The organism is Pseudomonas sp. R1-7 (assembly GCF_051132105.1).
Taxonomy (GTDB): Bacteria; Pseudomonadota; Gammaproteobacteria; order Pseudomonadales; family Pseudomonadaceae; genus Aquipseudomonas.
On record NZ_CP071661.1, the window covers coordinates 1,614,013 to 1,631,373 of the forward strand.

Sequence of the window (17,361 nt, forward strand, 5' to 3'; positions counted from 1 at the left end):
TGTCAACTTTGACAGGTGTCCAATGCCTTCTAGGTATTTAAAACTCGGCGTTGTCGAGTGATACAAAACCAATAGGAGAGCAACGTGAATATCTTGAACAAAGAAAAGCAACTAGCATCGCTAAAGACGGCTCCTAAATTTGTTGCGGAGGGAAAAATAACTTTTGAAATTGATGGGAAAACTACCGAAGCTACGGATGTTATTATTCAAGATTCGCCTGACAACTCACTCGTAGGATTGATGGGGGCGGATATAGTCATCGTGCAATTCCCCACTTTAACGAAGCCTGGCACTTACAATCTTAAGGATGAGAAGCATGTCTGGATCTATATATCGCTTAATGGTGTTCCCTGGGATGCGGAAACAGGCAGTTTAACGCTTGAAATAATCGAGATGAGAAGCAGCTACAAAGGTTCTTTTGACTTTAAAACCAAAGATCATCGTAAGGTAGACGGGACATTTAACGTTCGGAGGATCTAGGCTTGAATATCGCTGGTCGGCAGGCGTTTTGATTCCACAGTAAAGGCGACCCTGGCTGCAAGCGCCTTTCCCCGCAAGGGCGGGCAGGTGTCGGAACAAGAATGGCGCAACAGGGTTACGCTTGAGTCCGCGGTTGTTGGCCGCTGAGCCGGACAAAGCGCTTGTGGCGAGGGGGCGAGCTGTCTCGCCACGGGAGCACACCTGTTTTTCCATGGCTTATTCCCATAAGCCATAACCACTACACTTTGCGTGATATGGCCTTGCCGGGTTTGCCGGTATGATAGGCGCCCCCGCAGCCCGGATTGCGAATACGCCATGACTCTGCAGTACCCCACCATCGCCGATTGCGTCGGCAATACTCCGCTGGTTCGCCTGCAGCGCCTGCCCGGTGCGACCAGCAATACGCTGTTGCTCAAGCTCGAAGGGAACAACCCGGCGGGTTCGGTCAAGGACCGCCCGGCGCTGTCGATGATCACTCGCGGCGAGTTGCGCGGGCAGATACAGCCCGGCGATACGCTGATCGAGGCGACGTCCGGCAACACCGGCATCGCCCTGGCGATGGCGGCGGCAATCAAGGGTTACAAGATGATCCTGATCATGCCCGACAACTCCAGCGCCGAGCGCAAGGCCGCGATGACGGCCTACGGCGCCGAGTTGATCCTGGTGACCCAGGAAGAAGGCATGGAGGGCGCCCGCGACCTGGCCGAACGCATGCAGGCCGAAGGCCGTGGCAAGGTGCTCGACCAGTTCGCCAACGGCGACAATCCCGAGGCCCACTACACCAGCACCGGCCCGGAGATCTGGCGCCAGACCGACGGCACGATTACTCATTTCGTCAGCTCGATGGGCACCACCGGCACCATCATGGGCACGTCGCGCTATTTGAAAGAACAGAACCCGAACGTCCAGATCGTCGGCTTGCAACCGATGGAAGGTTCGGCGATTCCCGGAATTCGCCGCTGGCCCCAGGAGTACTTGCCGAAGATCTACCAGGCCGAGCGCGTGGACCGCATCATCGACATGGCCCAGAGCGAAGCAGAGGATGTGACCCGTCGTCTGGCGCGTGAAGAAGGCATTTTCTGCGGCGTGTCTTCGGGCGGTGCCGTGGCGGGAATGCTGCGCTTGTCCAAAGAGGTTGAGAATGCAGTGATCGTCGCGATCATCTGCGACCGTGGCGACCGTTATCTGTCGACCGGCATTTTCGACGCGCCCAACTGATGGCCAAGCAAGAAAGAGGCTTGCGCTTCCAGCCCAGCGGGGGAAGCCGGGCCCCGCAAGTGCCCACCGGTAAAAAGCAGCGCCTGACCATTGAACGCCTGGCCAATGATGGCCGTGGGATCGCCTTTGTTGACGGGCGCACCTGGTTTGTCATCGGTGCCCTGGCGGGTGAAGAGGTCGAGGCGCGGGTGCTCGGCGCCCACGGCAAGGTGGTCGAGGCCCGTACCGAACGCGTGTTTTCGCCCAGCGAACTGCGGCGCCCGGCGCCGTGCGTCCATGCCGGTCGTTGCGGCGGTTGCAGCGTCCAGCATTTGCCCCACAACGAACAACTTGCCCTGAAACAGCGCATGCTCGCCGAGCAACTGTCGCGGGTCGCCGGGGTCGAGCCGGACGAATGGGCCGAGCCTTTGAGCGGGCCGGAGTTCGGCTACCGGCGCCGCGCCCGGGTAGCGGTGCGTTGGGACCAGAAGGCGAAAAAACTCGAAGTGGGTTTCCGCGCCGTCGGCAGCCAGGACATCGTTGCCATCGGTGATTGCCCGGTGCTGGTACAGCCCTTGCAGCCGATCATGAGCCGCTTGCCGGAGATGCTTCGGCGCTTGGGTAAACCCCAGGCGTTGGGCCATGTGGAGTTGTTCGCCGGTTCGTCCCTGGCCTTGTTGCTGCGCCACATGGCGCCGTTGTCGGAAGTCGACCTGACGATCCTCAAGGATTTCTGTGCGTTCCATGAAGCCCAATTGTGGCTACATGGCGAAGGTGAGCCGCAACCGGTCGATACGGGACAATCCCTGGGATATCGCCTGGAAGCCTGGGATCTGGATCTGGCTTACCGGCCAGGGGATTTCATCCAGGTGAACGCCGCCGTCAACGAAGCGATGGTCGCCCAAGCGTTGCGATGGTTGGCGCCTGGATCCGAAGAGCGGGTGCTGGACCTGTTCTGTGGCCTGGGCAACTTTGCCTTGCCGCTGGCCAGGCAGGTGCGCGAAGTGGTGGCGGTGGAGGGCGTGCAGACCATGGTCGACCGCGCCGCTGCCAACGCTGTCAGCAACAATTTGCATAACACTGCTTTTTTTCAGGCCGATTTATCCCAGCCATTGGCGGGTGCCGAATGGATCGGCGAAGGCTTTTCTGCGGTACTCTTGGACCCACCCCGTGACGGTGCTTTCGAGGTGGTGCGCAAGCTGGCATCCCTCGGTGCCAGACGGTTGGTTTATGTCTCGTGCAACCCGGCAACTTTGGCGCGGGACACGGTCGAACTGATCAAGCAGGGCTACCGGTTAAAACGTGCCGGGATTCTCGATATGTTTCCTCAAACGGCGCATGTCGAGGCCATGGCGTTATTTGAAGCGAGCCAGGATGGCTTGTCCGACTGACCCGTTCGTGCCAACCCGCCACAGCCCTGGGCGGGAACACGGGCAGCGAAGGTCAGCGAAGTTGACGCATTGAATCTGCGTCGTAGGGAAGGTAGGTAAAGATGGTACAGGTGAGAGCACACCAGCCGATCAACACTGACGGCAGTATCAATCTCGAGGCTTGGCTCGATCACGCGGTCAGTATCGACACGGCACTGGATCGCGAAGCCTTGAAGGCCGCCTGCGAGTTCGCTCGCGAGGCGGAGCAGCAACACAATGCGGCGAAGAACCTGTGGTCCGAAGGGACGTCGAGTTTCCAGACGGGCCTCGAGATTGCCGAGATCCTCGCCGACCTCAAGCTGGACCAGGATTCACTGGTCGCCGCAGTGCTTTATCGCGGTGTTCGCGAAGGGCAGATCCAACTCCCGGTTGTCAGCCAGCGTTTCGGCACCGTGGTCGCCAAGCTGATCGACGGCGTGTTGCGCATGGCGGCGATCAGCGCCAGCCTCAGCCCGCGCCAGTCCATGGTGCTGGGCACCCAGGGCCAGGTGGAAAATCTGCGCAAGATGCTGGTGGCGATGGTCGACGACGTGCGCGTCGCGCTGATCAAATTGGCCGAGCGCACCTGCGCGATCCGCGCCGTGAAGTCCGCCGATGACGAAAAGCGCAATCGCGTTGCCCGGGAAGTCTTCGACATCTACGCACCCCTGGCCCACCGTCTTGGCATCGGTCACATCAAGTGGGAGCTGGAGGACTTGTCCTTCCGCTATCTGGAGCCCGACCAATACAAGCAGATCGCCAAGTTGCTGCACGAGCGGCGCCTGGACCGCGAGCGCTTTATCACCGATGTGATGACCCAGTTGCGTGAAGAGTTGCAGGCCACCGGCGTCGAAGCCGACATCAGTGGCCGGGCCAAGCATATCTACTCGATCTGGCGCAAAATGCAGCGCAAGGGGCTGGAATTCAGCCAGATCTACGACGTTCGCGCCGTTCGCGTGCTGGTCCCTGAAATGCGTGACTGCTACACCGCGCTGGGGATCGTCCATACCTTGTGGCGGCACATTCCGAAGGAGTTCGACGACTACATCGCCAACCCCAAGGAAAACGGCTATCGCTCGCTGCACACTGCGGTGATCGGTCCGGAGGGCAAGGTACTGGAGGTGCAGATCCGCACCCACGCCATGCACGAAGAAGCCGAGTTGGGCGTTTGCGCCCACTGGAAATACAAGGGCACCGACGTCAAGTCCGGCTCCAACCATTACGAAGAGAAAATCTCCTGGCTGCGCCAAGTGCTGGAATGGCACGAGGAACTCGGCGATATCGGCGGCCTCGCCGAGCAGCTGCGGGTCGATATCGAGCCGGATCGCGTCTATATCTTCACCCCTGACGGCCACGCCATCGACTTGCCGAAAGGCGCGACGCCGCTGGACTTCGCCTACCGCGTCCACACCGAGATCGGCCACAACTGCCGGGGTGCCAAGATCAACGGGCGGATCGTGCCGCTCAACTACAGCCTGCAGACCGGTGAGCAGGTAGAGATCATCACCAGCAAGCACGGTACGCCAAGCCGCGACTGGCTGAACCCGAACCTGGGATACATCACCACCTCGCGGGCACGGGCGAAAATCGTCCATTGGTTCAAACTGCAGGCCCGTGACCAGAACGTCGCGGCCGGCAAGACCTTGCTCGAACGTGAGCTGAGTCGCCTGGGCCTGCCGCAGGTGGACTTCGACAAGCTGGCCGAAAAAGCCAACATGAAGACCGCCGAGGACATGTTCGCCGCCCTCGGTGCCGGCGACCTGCGCCTGGCGCAACTGGTCAACCTCGCCCAACAGTTGGTGGAGCCGGAACGCGGCAACGAGCAACTGGAGCTGATTCCGCGCAAGGCCACTGGCTACAAGCCAGGCAAGCGCGGCGACATCCAGATTCAGGGCGTAGGCAACCTGATGACCCAGATGGCTGGTTGCTGCCAGCCGCTGCCGGGGGATGCGATCGTCGGCTACATCACCCAGGGTCGCGGCGTGAGCATTCACCGCCAGGACTGCGCCTCGGTGCTGCAACTGGCGGGGCGCGAACCGGAACGGATCATCCAGGTCAGCTGGGGCCCGGTGCCGGTGCTCACCTATCCGGTGGACATCGTCATCCGCGCCTACGACCGATCCGGGCTGCTGCGTGACGTGTCCCAGGTGTTGCTCAACGAGCGCATCAACGTGCTCGCGGTCAATACCCGTTCGAACAAGGAAGACAACACTGCGCTGATGTCCCTGACCATCGAGATTCCGGGGCTGGATGCGCTGGGGCGGTTGCTGGGGCGGATTTCCCAGTTGCCGAACATCATCGAGACCCGGCGTAACCGGACACCGGGTTAAGCGCTGGTTGTCTTGGTTCATGTGGGAGCGAGCTTGCTCGCTCCCACAGGGTTCTTTTGTGACGGGATGGATTGATGTACAGCCTCGAAGACCTGCTCCACTTGATGAGCCGCTTGCGAGATCCGCAATACGGTTGCCCCTGGGACATCAAGCAAACTTACGCCACCATCGTCCCTCATACCCTGGAAGAAGCCTACGAAGTGGCCGATGCGATCGAGCGCGGCGATTTCGATCATTTGCAAGGTGAGTTGGGCGACTTGCTGTTTCAGGTGGTGTATTACAGCCAGTTGGCCCGGGAAGAGAACCGCTTCGAATTCGCCGGCGTGGTCGACAGCATCACGCGTAAGCTGATTCGCCGCCATCCCCACGTGTTTCCCACCGGTGAGCTGTATGCGCCTGTCGATATCCCGCGTCTGAGCGAAGAACAGGTCAAGCAGCGCTGGGAAGAAATCAAGGCTGAGGAACGGGCCGAGAAGGCGTCGGCGCCCGAGCAGTTGTCGCTGCTCGACGATGTGCCGGCGGCGCTGCCGGCCTTGTCCCGTTCGGCAAAACTGCAAAAGCGTGCGGGCCAGGTGGGTTTCGACTGGCCGGGTCCCTTGCCGGTGCTCGACAAAGTCCGCGAGGAACTGGATGAAGTGCTCGAAGCCATGGCGGACGACGATCCGGTGGCCATCAGCGATGAGGTCGGCGACCTGCTGTTCAGCGTGGTGAACCTGGCTCGCCACCTCAAGGTTGACCCGGAAACCGCGCTGCGCGACGCCAACGGGAAATTCGAGCGGCGGTTCCGATTTATCGAACAGGCATTGCGCGACACCCGTCGTCCCATGGAAGATTGCACCCTCGAAGAGTTGGACGCCTTGTGGGGCGAAGCCAAACGTCAGGAAAAGAATTTGCCCAGCTGTGGCTGAGGCCGTTGCCTAAGTGAGTAAGCACCATGAGCCTTTCCCTTCGCGACCAGTTGCTCAAAGCAGGGCTGGTCAACCAAAAGCAGGCCAAGCAGGTCGGCAAAGAGAAACAGAAACAGCAGCGCCTGGCCCACAAAGGCCAGATCGAACTGGATGATTCCCAGCAGCGGGCGGCGCAGGAAGCCATGGCCGAGAAGGTCAAGCGCGACCAGGAACTCAACCGTCAACAGCAGGAGAAGGCCGAGCAGAAGGCCCGTGCCGCGCAGATCAAGCAACTGATCGAAGTCTCGCGCCTCCCGAAGCTGACCACTGACGACTACTACAATTTTGTCGACGACAAGAAGGTCAAGCGTATCTCGGTCAATGCCCTGATGCGCAACAAGCTGAGCAGTGGTTCCCTGGCGATCGTCCACCATGCCGGCGGCTATGAAGTGATCCCGCGCGAGGCTGCGCTGAAGATTCAGGAGCGCGACCCCAAGCGCATCGTCCAGCTCAACACCCAGACCGAAGAAGTGGATGCCGATGATCCGTACGCGGCTTATCAGATTCCTGATGATTTGATGTGGTAAGCGGGACAATGCTATTGAGTTGAACACAAACCCCGTGGGAGCGAGCTTGCTCGCGATGGCGGTCTATCAGTGACAGAGATGTTGGCTGATGCCCCGCTATCGCGAGCAAGCTCGCTCCCACAGGTGTTTTGTGTGGTTCAGGATTGCGCGGTCTCACGCAAGCGCTGCCTTTCCTCCCGCTCCAGCTCAGCCTTGTAGCTGTGAGCATCCGTTTCGGAGTGGAACATTCCCACCAGCAAATCCTGTTGATGCACGTCCCAGATCCGGATGCCGGCGGCAATGCCTTCGTGGGACATGTGAGCGTCGTCGCGTTCAGTTACTTTCACAGTCATCTTGCAAGCTCCAATCTCTGTTATCTGCAGCAAGGCGTGTGCAGGGTTTTGTTATAGATTTTGGTAGCGTGCTAAGTAAATCCCTCGGTCCGTTAAGAAGTTTTCATGAAAAGCGCAACAATCCTGTAGGCCAGGCAGGGCGCGGCATTCGGTCGCAGGTGGCGTTCATGAAGAAGGTTTCATGTTGTCAAGAGTGATGGTGCGCGTGGAATTCCAGCCAACAAAAAGCCCCGCATTTGCGGGGCTTCGTGTTGTCAGCGTGGATCAGCTGCCTTTCACAGCCTTGCCATTGACCGTACCGTCCTGGAGCATGATGTTGTACTCCTTGCCGTCAGTCTCGACCTGTTGCAGGCGCACCAGCAGGTAATCCCAGTCCTTGGCGAACCAGAGCACGGTGATGCGCTTGCTCTGTGTCGGGTCGCGCACGCGCTCTACCTTGATCGCGTCGATCTGGCCGGCCTTGGTGTCGACTTTCTCCGAGCCCAGCACGCGGAAATCATAGGTATCGATTTCGCCATCATCGACGACCTGATAACTCATGCTTTTCTTGCCGGCCGCCACATCGTGCTGAAGCGCCAGCTGATAGGTGGATTTGTCGACCATGCCCCGGTTCAGCGGAATCTTGACCGCGTCACCGCGATCAGTGCCGGTAACCATCTTGGTGTTCCAGTCGAAATCCAGGTCAGCCTTTTTCGCCTTGCCCAGGCCGCCGCGCTCGAAGTGATAGGACTGCGGCAGGAGGGTGTCCTTGTCCAGGGTCAGGGTGCTTTCTTCGGTCAGGCTGGCGATCATCATCGAAGCCTTGAAGCTCAGCTTCCAGGTGCCGTTGGCTTCCTTGGTCAGGCTGCGCTCGGCGGTACCGCTCATGGGCAACTGCTTCCAGTCGGCGGTGTAGCTGGCGGAGAACGGTTGAAGGTCTGCGGCCTGTGCCAGGGGCAAGGCAAGCAGAGCGCAAGCGAAGAGCAGGGCGCGACGCATAAAATCTCCTAGTATCGAATCAAATGGCCGCTGGCGGCGAGCAACTGGCCGTCCAGTGAGGCTCCCCGATCATCGAGGGTCAGCCGGCCTTCGGCAAACCAACGCACGGCCATCGGGTAGATCTGGTGCTCGCGGGCATGAACCCTTTGCGCCAGGCTTTGCGGCGTGTCGTGCAACTCTACCGGTATTACTGCCTGTACGACCAGTGGTCCGCCATCGAGTTCCTCGGTGACGAAGTGCACCGAGCAGCCATGCTCCGTGTCTCCGGCCTCCAGCGCGCGCTGGTGAGTGTGTAACCCTTTGTATTTGGGCAACAGCGAGGGATGGATATTGAACAGGCGTCCCTGGTAGTGACGCACGAAGCCGGGGCTGAGGATGCGCATGAAGCCGGCGAGCACCACCAGTTGCGGATCGAACGCGTCGATCTGTTCGATCAGCGCGGCGTCGAAGGCTTCGCGGCCCTCGAACGCCTTGTGATCCAGGACGCGGGTGTCGATACCTGCGTCCTTGGCACGCTGCAGGCCGTAGGCATCGGCGCGGTTGGAAATCACCGCGCGGATCCGGACCGGGCTGTCGCCGGTCCGTGTGCTGTCGATCAGGGCCTGCAGGTTACTGCCGGTGCCGGACAGCAGCACCACGACGTTACAGGTTGCAGGCATCTGCTCGTGCATCAATGTGCCCTAAGATTTTTCAGCTCGACCTGTGCGGCGCCTTCGGCCGCAGTGGCGATCTGGCCGATGACCCAAGGTTGCTCACCGGCTTCACGCAATACGTTCAGGGCGGTCTCGACGTGCTCCTGGGCCACGCAGATGACCATGCCCACGCCGCAGTTCAGCACGCGGTGCATTTCGGTTTCATCGACGTTGCCTTTCTCTTGCAGCCAGTCGAACACGGCAGGGCGCGTCCAGCTCGCCACGTCGACCACGGCCTGGGCGCCTTTTGGCAGTACGCGCGGGATGTTGTCCAGCAAGCCGCCACCGGTGATGTGGGCCATGGCCTTGACGGCGCCGGTGTCCTTGATCAGCTTGAGCAGTGGCTTGACGTAGATGCGGGTCGGGGCCATCAGCAGGTCGGCCAGCGGCTTGCCGTCGAGCTGGGTGTTCTCGATGTCGGCGCCCGATACTTCGATGATCTTGCGGATCAGCGAGTAGCCGTTGGAGTGCGGGCCGGAGGACGGCAGGGCGAGCAGCGCGTCGCCGGCGGCCACTTTCGAGCCGTCGATGATCTCGGCTTTCTCCACGACGCCGACGCAGAAACCGGCCAGGTCGTAGTCTTCGCCTTCGTACATGCCAGGCATTTCAGCGGTTTCGCCGCCCACCAGGGAGCAACCGGACAGCTCGCAGCCGGCGCCGATGCCGGTCACGACCTGGGCAGCGGTGTCGACGTTCAGCTTGCCGGTGGCGTAGTAATCGAGGAAGAACAGCGGTTCGGCGCCGCACACCACCAGGTCGTTCACGCACATGGCCACCAGGTCGATGCCGATGCTGTCGTGCTTGTTCAGGTTCAAAGCCAGGCGCAGCTTGGTGCCGACGCCGTCGGTGCCCGAGACCAGGACCGGTTGCTTGTAGCCCGCCGGGATCTCGCAGAGGGCGCCGAAACCGCCCAGGCCGCCCATGACTTCCGGGCGCGCAGTGCGCTTGGCGACGCTCTTGATGCGTTCGACCAATGCTTCACCGGCGTCGATGTCCACACCGGCGTCCTTGTAGCTCAGGGAGGGTTGCTTGCTCATGATCCAGGCCTTTAAAGGGGGGAATTCTGGGTAACGACCGATCGCCGGGGCCCTTGAATAACCGTTGTACGAATTATTCCGGATGCCCAGCCATTGCCGGTCTGCGAAGGCGCGCGATTTTATCAGGCTTGAGGGGCAGCGGCCATCCTCGTGCCGACGGGCAGGGACATATCCTTGGAAAAAACCGATATTTCTTCTGTTGGTACTGCGTGGCGCGTCTGTATAAGGTGTAGCGGTAAGCGACTATGGTTGTGGCAGCGTCGAAAGATGCATCGGGCGGCTGAATGTTTTGCCAGGCGTCGTGTCACAGCCATGCTCAGTCTTCTCCACACGGCCGGTGCCAGCCGTTATGTCCGGGAATTTTCCATGCGTCTGTTCAAACTCTTGTCTGTTGGCTGCCTGTCGCTGATCAGCCTGGCGAGCCATGCCGAAAACCTCAACAACCTTTATCAGGTGCGTGAACCGGTCAGCAGCCAGGCGCCGGATGAGCGTAACCAGGCAACGTTGCGAGCGCTGGATACCCTGGTGCTGCGCCTGACCGGCGACGCCAAGGCCGCACAGAACCCCGGCCTGGCGGCGATCCGTAAGGATCCGCAACAAATCATTCTTCAATATGGCTACGACGCCGGCCCGCCGGAAAGCCTGCAGGTGGATTTCGATCCCGCCAGCACCGACCGCGCGTTGCGTTCGGCTGGGTTGTCGCTGTGGGGTGCCAATCGCCCCTCGATCCTGGGGTGGTGGCTGAACGACTCGGCGGAAGGGTCCAGCCTGGTGGGGGATGGCCAGGCCAGCGCCACGCCGCTGCGTCGCGCCGCCCAGCACCGGGGCTTGCCGCTGCACCTGCCGCTGGCGGACTTGAGCGAGCAGATTGTTGCCACCGCGCCGAACCTGGAAGGCAATGATCCGGCGCCGTTGCGCGAGGTGTCGGAGCGTTATGGGTCCGACGCGTTGTTGGCGGTCCACGCCAAGGAAGAGGGCGGCCAGTGGCAAGCGACCTGGCGCCTGTGGCTGGGTGACCAGCGCGAGCAGGGCAGTGCCCAGGGCGGCGACCCTGCGGCACTGGCCGATGCCGTGATGTTGGCGGTGAGCCAGCGCCTGGCGCCGCGCTTCGTCGCCAAGCCGGGCGTGGCGACCGAACAGTTGCTTGAGGTGCAGGGCATGAATCTAGAGCGTTATGCGGCGCTGGGGCGCTTGCTTGAACCGTTTGGGGGGCAGTTGCAACGGGTCGAAGGCGACGTGATCGTCTACAAGGTCAATGGCAGCGCCGAACAGTTGAAGGCGCAATTGGCCCTGGCCAAGTTGCAGGAAATGCCCGCCGGTGAGGTTGTCGCGCCACCACCCGTGGCCCAGCCAGCGGCCGATGGGGCAATTTCGCCGCAACCAGCGCCCGCGCCAGCGCCGAACCTGCGGTTTCGCTGGTAGGATTTCTTCCTTTATAGAGTCAGGAGTGGTTCATGGGCGATACGCGGCGTTGGTTCTGGTTGGGTGGGGTCGCCCTGCTGGTTGCGTTTATCTATTTGCTGCACCCGATCCTCACACCGTTCCTGGTTGCGCTGCTGTTGGCCTATCTGTTCGATCCGGTGGTGGATCGCCTGGAAAAACTCGGCTTGTCCAGGACGTGGGGCGTGGTGGCGGTGTTCGCGCTGTTTACCTTGATCGTCTGCGCCCTGTTGCTGGTACTGATCCCCATGCTCGCCAAGCAACTGTTGCGCCTGTACGAATTGGCGCCGCAGATGCTCGATTGGCTGCAACACAGCGCGGTGCCGTGGGTGCAATCGAAACTGGGGTTGGCGGATGGCTTCTGGAAGTTCGACAAGGTCAAGGCGGCCATCAGCGAGCATATGGGCCAGACCACCGACATCGTCGGAGTGGTGCTGAGCCAGGCCACGGCTTCGAGCCTGGCGTTGATGGGCTGGCTGGCGAACCTGGTGCTGATTCCGGTGGTGGCTTTCTACCTGCTGCGTGATTGGGACCTGATGATGGCCAAGATCCGCAGCCTGCTGCCCCGACATCGCGAAGAACGCATCATGACCCTGACCGGTGAATGCCATGAAGTGCTGGGGGCGTTCGTGCGTGGGCAGTTGCTGGTCATGGTCGCGCTGGGCTTTATCTATGCGGCGGGGCTGATGCTGGTGGGGCTGGAGCTGGGGCTGTTGATCGGCCTGATCGCCGGCCTTGCGGCGATCGTCCCGTACATGGGGTTTGTGATTGGTATTGGCGCGGCATTGGTCGCCGGGTTGTTCCAGTTCGGCGGCGACCTCTACCCGATGATCGGCATCGTGGCAGTGTTTATGGTCGGGCAGGCCCTGGAGGGGATGGTGCTGACGCCGCTGCTGGTGGGCGACCGCATTGGCCTTCATCCGGTGGCGGTGATCTTTGCGATCCTGGCGGGCGGAGAGTTGTTCGGCTTCACCGGGATACTGCTGGCGTTGCCGGTAGCGGCAGTCATCATGGTGCTGGTGCGGCATATGCACGATTTGTACAAGGATTCGGACATCTACAGCGGCATCGAAGACCCCGACCTGTAGTGTGTAGGGCGGACGGGGTGTCAGGGAAACTGGCGCTCCGCGCCCTTGCCGCTGCAAACCTTTGATTTTGCTCGTGGTCCGGCGCATTGTGCGGTCCGCGTCACGGGTATAAACTTTGCGAACTTTACACAGAGGCCACTAATGGTTCCTTTGGAACCGTTCAGTCAGCATGAAACCGATTCAGCTGCCCCTTGGTGTGCGTCTGCGTGATGACGCCACCTTTATCAATTACTACCCAGGCGCCAATGCCGCTGCACTCGGCTATGTCGAGCGGCTTTGCGAAGCCGACGCCGGCTGGACCGAAAGCCTGATCTATCTGTGGGGCAAGGACGGAGTAGGGCGTACGCACCTTTTGCAGGCCGCGTGCCTGCGGTTCGAACAATTGGGCGAACCTGCGGTGTACCTGCCGCTGGCGGAGCTGTTGGATCGCGGCGTTGAAATTCTCGACAACCTGGAGCAGTACGAACTGGTCTGCCTGGACGATCTCCAGGCTGTGGCCGGCAAGGCCGACTGGGAAGAGGCGCTGTTTCATTTGTTCAACCGACTGCGCGACAGTGGCCGACGCTTGCTGATCGCCGCGTCGACGTCACCACGGGAGCTGCCGGTGAAGCTGGCGGACCTCAAGTCCCGTCTCACCCTGGCGCTGATTTTCCAGATGCGCCCGCTTTCCGACGAAGACAAGCTCCGTGCCTTGCAGTTGCGCGCTTCCCGCCGTGGCCTGCACCTGACCGATGAGGTCGGGCATTTCATCCTCACCCGTGGCACTCGCAGCATGAGCGCATTGTTCGAACTGCTGGAGCGCCTCGACCAGGCCTCGCTGCAGGCCCAGCGCAAGCTGACTATTCCTTTCTTGAAAGAAACCCTGGGCTGGTAGAACCATTACCCGTAGTGGCTGATAGCCTCCTCTGGGCGCGGCGAAACCCGCGGTCCTGCTGGGCGGCAGGCCACGTGACGTTCAAAATAGGCTTAAGCGCTTAGATGTAAACGTAAAACCGAGAAGTCACATTTGCATCGATTGAATTTGCAAATGAGGTTGATAGAAGGCATAGTCTCGCCATCTTTACTACTTCAGCCACGGTCGTGCCCATGCTAAATCGCTTCGCACCCCTCGTGCCTCTCGCACTCGTTACCCTGTTGTTCGGTTGCGCTGCCCACTCCCCAGTGTCCCAGCAAGCACAACAACCACAGGTCAAGAACACCGTAACCGCCCAGTCTTCCTCCGTAGCGTTCCAGGAAGAAGTGGCCTCCGATAAAGAGCTGGCAGACTTCGCCGGCAGCAAGCCTTATCAGCTTCCGGTGCTGGCAGACAGCATCCTGGAACGCGGCATGTCCTTGATCGGCACTCGTTATCGTTTTGGCGGTACCTCTGAAGCCGGCTTCGATTGCAGCGGGTTCATCGGCTACCTGTTTCGCGAAGAGGCGGGTATGAACCTGCCACGTTCCACTCGCGAAATGATCAACGTGAAGGCTCCGCTGGTCGCTCGCAACCAGCTCGAACCCGGTGACCTGTTGTTCTTCAGCACCAATGGTCGTCGCGGTCGAGTCAGCCACGCCGGTATCTACCTGGGCGATAACCAGTTCATCCATTCCAGCAGCCGCCGCAGCGGTGGCGTACGGATCGACAGCCTGGGCGACAGCTACTGGAGTAAGACCTTCATCGAAGCCAAGCGCGCCCTCGCCATGGCCCCGACCGTGGTCACGGCTCGCAAGTAAGCACACAACTTGTAAGGCAAACTTAAAGTCTTACTTGAAGTTTGCCCCATAGCCGCTAGAATCCTTGATCATTGATTGATGGCAATCCGCCTGCGTACTACGCGGGCGGATCTGTTTCCATCTCCACGGCAGAAAAGCCGCATCCAGATCAGGATTGTTCTGCATATGTCGACGTCGGCCCGCCTCGCTCTGATTGTTCTTGCCGCGCTGCTCAGCGCCTGTGCCAGTCGCACTCCACCGCCCGCGCCAGTGCGCGCTCCGGTGGTATTCGCACCCTCCCAGACTTTTTCCCCCGCTGCCGAAGACGTGCTTTTCCGCGCGCTGGGCCTGGTGGGGACGCCCTATCGTTGGGGCGGCAACACGCCGGATTCAGGCTTCGATTGCAGTGGCTTGATCGGTTATGTGTACCGCGACGCCGCCGGTATCTCCTTGCCACGTTCCACTCGCGAGATGATCAGCATGCGCGCGCCGCAGGTCGGCAAAGACGCGTTGCAGACGGGCGACCTGGTGTTCTTCGCCACCAATGGCGGTTCCCAGGTCAGCCATGCCGGAATCTACGTGGGCGAGGGACGTTTCGTCCATGCGCCTGCCACGGGCGGGACGGTCAAGCTCGACAGTCTGTCCAAGGCCTATTGGCAGAAAGCGTACTTGGGGGCCAAGCGTGTATTGCAGCCGGAGCATCTGGCGCGCAATCCCTGAGGTGCACTTCTGATCAGCTCACCTCTGTGGCGATAGGATCAATCCCCTCGCCACAGGGCACGTTTGCCTTATTTGCCCGACACCCGCCAGATCTTGTTCCCTACATCATCGGCCACGAGCAATCCACCCTGTTTATCGATCACCACGCCCACCGGCCGGCCCTGGGCCTTTTCGTCTGCGTCGAGAAAACCCGTCAGCACATCCACTGGCTGCCCCTCGGGCTTGCCCGCCTTGAACGGGACGAAGATCACTTTGTAGCCGCTGTGGGGCTTGCGGTTCCACGAGCCGTGTTGTCCGACGAAGGCGCCCTCCGCGAACGGCGCGGGCAATGTGCTGCCTTCGGCGAAAGTCAGTCCCAGGGATGCAGTGTGAGGGCCGACGGCATAGTCGGGGGCGATGGCCTTGGCCACCAGCTCGGGATTCTGTGGCTCGACCCGGACGTCGACGTTCTGCCCGTAATAGCTGTAGGGCCAGCCATAAAAGCCGCCGTCCTTCACCGAGGTGATGTAGTCCGGCACCAGGTCGCTGCCAATCTCGTCCCGTTCGTTGACCGCCGTCCACAATGCACCGCTGCGAGGCTCCCATGCCAGGCCGTTGGGGTTGCGCAGGCCTGAGGCGAAGATGCGGTGACTGCCGGTAGCCCGATCCACCTCCCATATGGCCGCGCGACCTTCTTCCGCTTCCATGCCATTCTCCGCGACGTTGCTGTTCGAGCCGGTGGTGACGTACAGCTTGCTGCCGTCGCGGCTGGCGATCACGTTCTTGGTCCAGTGGTGGTTGAGCGTGCCGCCGGGTAAATCGACGACCTTGGTGGGTTGTGCCTTGATCTGCGTGTCACCCTCTTTGTAAGGGAAACGGATCAACCGGTCCGTGTCGGCCACATACAGGTCAGTGCCCACCAGCGTCATGCCGAACGGTGAATTGAGGTTCTCCAGGAAAATCGTCCGGGTCTCGGCGACGCCGTCGTGATTGGCGTCGCGCAGCAGGGTGATGCGATTCGGACTGGGGACGCCAGCGCCGGCACGGTCCATGACTTTTTTCATCACCCAGCCACGGATGCCCTGGGTATCGTCGGGCTTGGGCGGAGCGTTGGTCTCGGCTACCAGCACATCGCCGTTGGGGAGCACGTAGAGCCAGCGTGGATGATCCAGGCCTTCGGCAAAGGCCACCACCTGCAGGCCTGGCGCCGGTGTTGGCTTGGCGCCATCCGGCCAGCCGACGGCTTCGGCGATATTCACCGTAGGCATCAGGGTCTTGTTCGGCTCGGGCAGTTTCGGTGACGGGCCGATGCCGTCGGAAACCTGCAAGGTCGACGACTCGCCGCAAGCGACAAGCCCTGTGGCAAGGGCGGCGATCAACAGGTGGTTTGGTTTGAGCATGCGGGCTTCCCTATGAGTGCATGTGGTTACTCATAGAGAAGCGTAGACGTGGGATGGTTCAACGGTGGGAGGCGGCTAAGCCAAGCGAAGTCTGGCCGCCAGGTCCAGCTGATCAGCCGTGAGCCTGCTTGAACAGCACCGCGATCCCAGGGTGATAGTGGCCGGCCTCGTTGCGCAATTTGCGGTAGGCATAAGGGAAATACCAGGCCACGGCGCAGGTGTTTTCCTTCTGCAGGTCGTCGATCATGTCCTGCAACTCTTCTGGCGTGGCGCTTTGCTGGGCTTTTTGCGGGGCGACGAACAGGCAACCCAATTTCAGGTCGCTGGCGTAGCTGATGCGCTTGGCGTCGCTGGTGGCTTCCAGCAAAGGTTGGGTCAGGTTCAGGTTGTTGACCTTCGGCCAGCGTTGCGTTGCCTGGATGAAGGCGCGCTCATCGCTGCTGGCGATCAACAGGTCGGCACTGACGTTGCGTTCGCCTTCTTCATTCTGTTTGCGGGTCGCTGCGTCCTGGAGCGTCACCATCTCCGCCATCCAGGCGGCGGCCGCCAGCAATCCGAGATTGGCTTTTTCATTGTGCCAATAGGGCGTGTCGTTATCGCCGCGCACGGCGTTGTATCGGTCGATACAATCAAACCAGCGTTCCAGCACTGGGCGCAGGAATTCCAGCTTCGGATTGCTGATGATCATGCCTTGCATGTGTTTTGCCCTCTTGTTCTTGTGATATCGGGTCGTAATGTCTCTTTGATATCACTTGCGCCAGCTTCACACAAGATTGACGTCAGTTTATTGATCCCGGCCAATATCCCTCGTGGTGCCCATCGCGGCTTTAATTGACGCTCCACCCCCAACCCTCTAACCTTCGCGGCTTGTTTCAGGTGCTCTATGGCAATGGCCGATAGGGTGAAACAGGGAAGCCGGTGCGTACATGCAAACCCGGCGCTGCCCCCGCAACGGTAAATGAGTCAACGCTGCGCTTGTGGCCACACAGGCCCCCGCCACTGTGTCGAATGACATGGGAAGGCGCGCAGCCAGGCATCACGCCGCTCATGAGCCCGGAGACCGGCCTGATTCATCCAACGGCATCACGGTGGGCGATGCCAGGCACCTTGCCG

17 protein-coding genes and 1 riboswitch are annotated in these 17,361 nt (G+C 60.8%); of the genes, 11 read left to right on the forward strand and 6 right to left on the reverse strand.

Annotated elements, in window-relative coordinates; genetic code table 11:
* Positions 1-84: 84 nt before the first annotated feature.
* The 6 genes from J3P79_RS07150 (at position 85) to J3P79_RS07175 (ending at position 6,890) form a co-directional block, all read left to right on the forward strand.
* Positions 85-480 carry a hypothetical protein gene (locus J3P79_RS07150; protein WP_434609275.1) on the forward strand — a complete coding sequence of 132 codons (396 nt, stop codon included), beginning with the start codon at positions 85-87 and terminating at the stop codon, positions 478-480.
* 315 nt (positions 481-795) lie between these two features.
* The gene (gene cysM / locus J3P79_RS07155) at positions 796-1,698 is read left to right on the forward strand and encodes a cysteine synthase CysM (RefSeq protein WP_434609277.1); all 903 of its coding nucleotides are present in this window, start codon (positions 796-798) and stop codon (positions 1,696-1,698) included.
* Positions 1,698-3,068 (forward strand): 23S rRNA (uracil(1939)-C(5))-methyltransferase RlmD, encoded by a 1,371-nt coding sequence (rlmD, locus tag J3P79_RS07160; RefSeq protein ID WP_434609278.1) that lies wholly within the window; start codon positions 1,698-1,700, stop codon positions 3,066-3,068. Before cysM ends, rlmD begins: the two co-directional genes overlap by 1 nt.
* A 101-nt stretch (positions 3,069-3,169) precedes the next feature.
* Positions 3,170-5,416, forward strand: coding sequence for a GTP diphosphokinase (gene relA, locus J3P79_RS07165; RefSeq protein WP_030142406.1), 2,247 nt, complete (start codon positions 3,170-3,172; stop codon positions 5,414-5,416).
* A gap of 74 nt (positions 5,417-5,490) precedes the next feature.
* A complete protein-coding gene (gene mazG, locus J3P79_RS07170; protein WP_434609280.1) occupies positions 5,491-6,324 on the forward strand; it encodes a nucleoside triphosphate pyrophosphohydrolase in 834 nt (277 codons plus the stop codon).
* Between the two features lie 26 nt (positions 6,325-6,350).
* Positions 6,351-6,890 (forward strand): DUF2058 domain-containing protein, encoded by a 540-nt coding sequence (locus tag J3P79_RS07175; protein WP_434609281.1) that lies wholly within the window; start codon positions 6,351-6,353, stop codon positions 6,888-6,890.
* A 137-nt stretch (positions 6,891-7,027) separates the two neighbouring features.
* On the opposite strand, the gene J3P79_RS07180 is transcribed toward J3P79_RS07175, so the two are convergent.
* The 4 genes from J3P79_RS07180 to purM form a co-directional block, all read right to left on the reverse strand.
* The gene (locus J3P79_RS07180) at positions 7,028-7,222 is read right to left on the reverse strand and encodes a hypothetical protein (RefSeq protein WP_039591911.1); all 195 of its coding nucleotides are present in this window, start codon (positions 7,220-7,222) and stop codon (positions 7,028-7,030) included.
* Positions 7,223-7,486: 264 nt separating this feature from the next.
* Positions 7,487-8,200 carry a DUF3108 domain-containing protein gene (locus J3P79_RS07185; protein ID WP_030142402.1) on the reverse strand — a complete coding sequence of 238 codons (714 nt, stop codon included), beginning with the start codon at positions 8,198-8,200 and terminating at the stop codon, positions 7,487-7,489.
* Between the two features lie 8 nt (positions 8,201-8,208).
* On the reverse strand, positions 8,209-8,859 hold the full coding sequence (gene purN, locus J3P79_RS07190; protein WP_434609284.1) for a phosphoribosylglycinamide formyltransferase: 651 nt from the start codon (positions 8,857-8,859) through the stop codon (positions 8,209-8,211).
* 11 nt (positions 8,860-8,870) lie between these two features.
* Entirely contained in the window at positions 8,871-9,929 is a 1,059-nt protein-coding gene (gene purM, locus J3P79_RS07195) for a phosphoribosylformylglycinamidine cyclo-ligase (RefSeq protein ID WP_434609286.1), read from the reverse strand.
* Positions 9,930-10,295: 366 nt separating this feature from the next.
* On the opposite strand from purM, the gene J3P79_RS07200 reads away from it, so the two are divergent.
* The 5 genes from J3P79_RS07200 to J3P79_RS07220 all read left to right on the forward strand — a co-directional run bounded on the left by J3P79_RS07200 (position 10,296) and on the right by J3P79_RS07220 (position 14,869).
* Positions 10,296-11,351, forward strand: a complete 1,056-nt coding sequence (locus J3P79_RS07200) for a DUF2066 domain-containing protein (protein ID WP_434611387.1) — start codon at positions 10,296-10,298, stop codon at positions 11,349-11,351.
* A 32-nt stretch (positions 11,352-11,383) separates the two neighbouring features.
* Positions 11,384-12,457 carry an AI-2E family transporter gene (locus J3P79_RS07205; RefSeq protein ID WP_434609288.1) on the forward strand — a complete coding sequence of 358 codons (1,074 nt, stop codon included), beginning with the start codon at positions 11,384-11,386 and terminating at the stop codon, positions 12,455-12,457.
* Between the two features lie 169 nt (positions 12,458-12,626).
* The gene (gene hda / locus J3P79_RS07210; protein WP_003178999.1) at positions 12,627-13,331 is read left to right on the forward strand and encodes a DnaA regulatory inactivator Hda; all 705 of its coding nucleotides are present in this window, start codon (positions 12,627-12,629) and stop codon (positions 13,329-13,331) included.
* Between the two features lie 212 nt (positions 13,332-13,543).
* Positions 13,544-14,170, forward strand: a complete 627-nt coding sequence (locus J3P79_RS07215) for a C40 family peptidase (protein WP_039591914.1) — start codon at positions 13,544-13,546, stop codon at positions 14,168-14,170.
* 165 nt (positions 14,171-14,335) lie between these two features.
* Positions 14,336-14,869, forward strand: coding sequence for a C40 family peptidase (locus J3P79_RS07220; protein WP_039591915.1), 534 nt, complete (start codon positions 14,336-14,338; stop codon positions 14,867-14,869).
* 68 nt (positions 14,870-14,937) lie between these two features.
* Here J3P79_RS07220 and J3P79_RS07225 read toward each other — a convergent pair whose 3' ends face one another.
* Both J3P79_RS07225 and J3P79_RS07230 read right to left on the reverse strand, forming a co-directional pair.
* Positions 14,938-16,248: a PQQ-dependent sugar dehydrogenase gene (locus J3P79_RS07225; RefSeq protein ID WP_434609292.1), complete on the reverse strand. Its 1,311-nt coding sequence runs from the start codon at positions 16,246-16,248 to the stop codon at positions 14,938-14,940.
* A gap of 112 nt (positions 16,249-16,360) precedes the next feature.
* The gene (locus J3P79_RS07230) at positions 16,361-16,945 is read right to left on the reverse strand and encodes a hypothetical protein (RefSeq protein ID WP_198725468.1); all 585 of its coding nucleotides are present in this window, start codon (positions 16,943-16,945) and stop codon (positions 16,361-16,363) included.
* A 160-nt stretch (positions 16,946-17,105) separates the two neighbouring features.
* Positions 17,106-17,331, forward strand: a riboswitch (cobalamin riboswitch).
* Positions 17,332-17,361 lie beyond the last annotated feature (30 nt).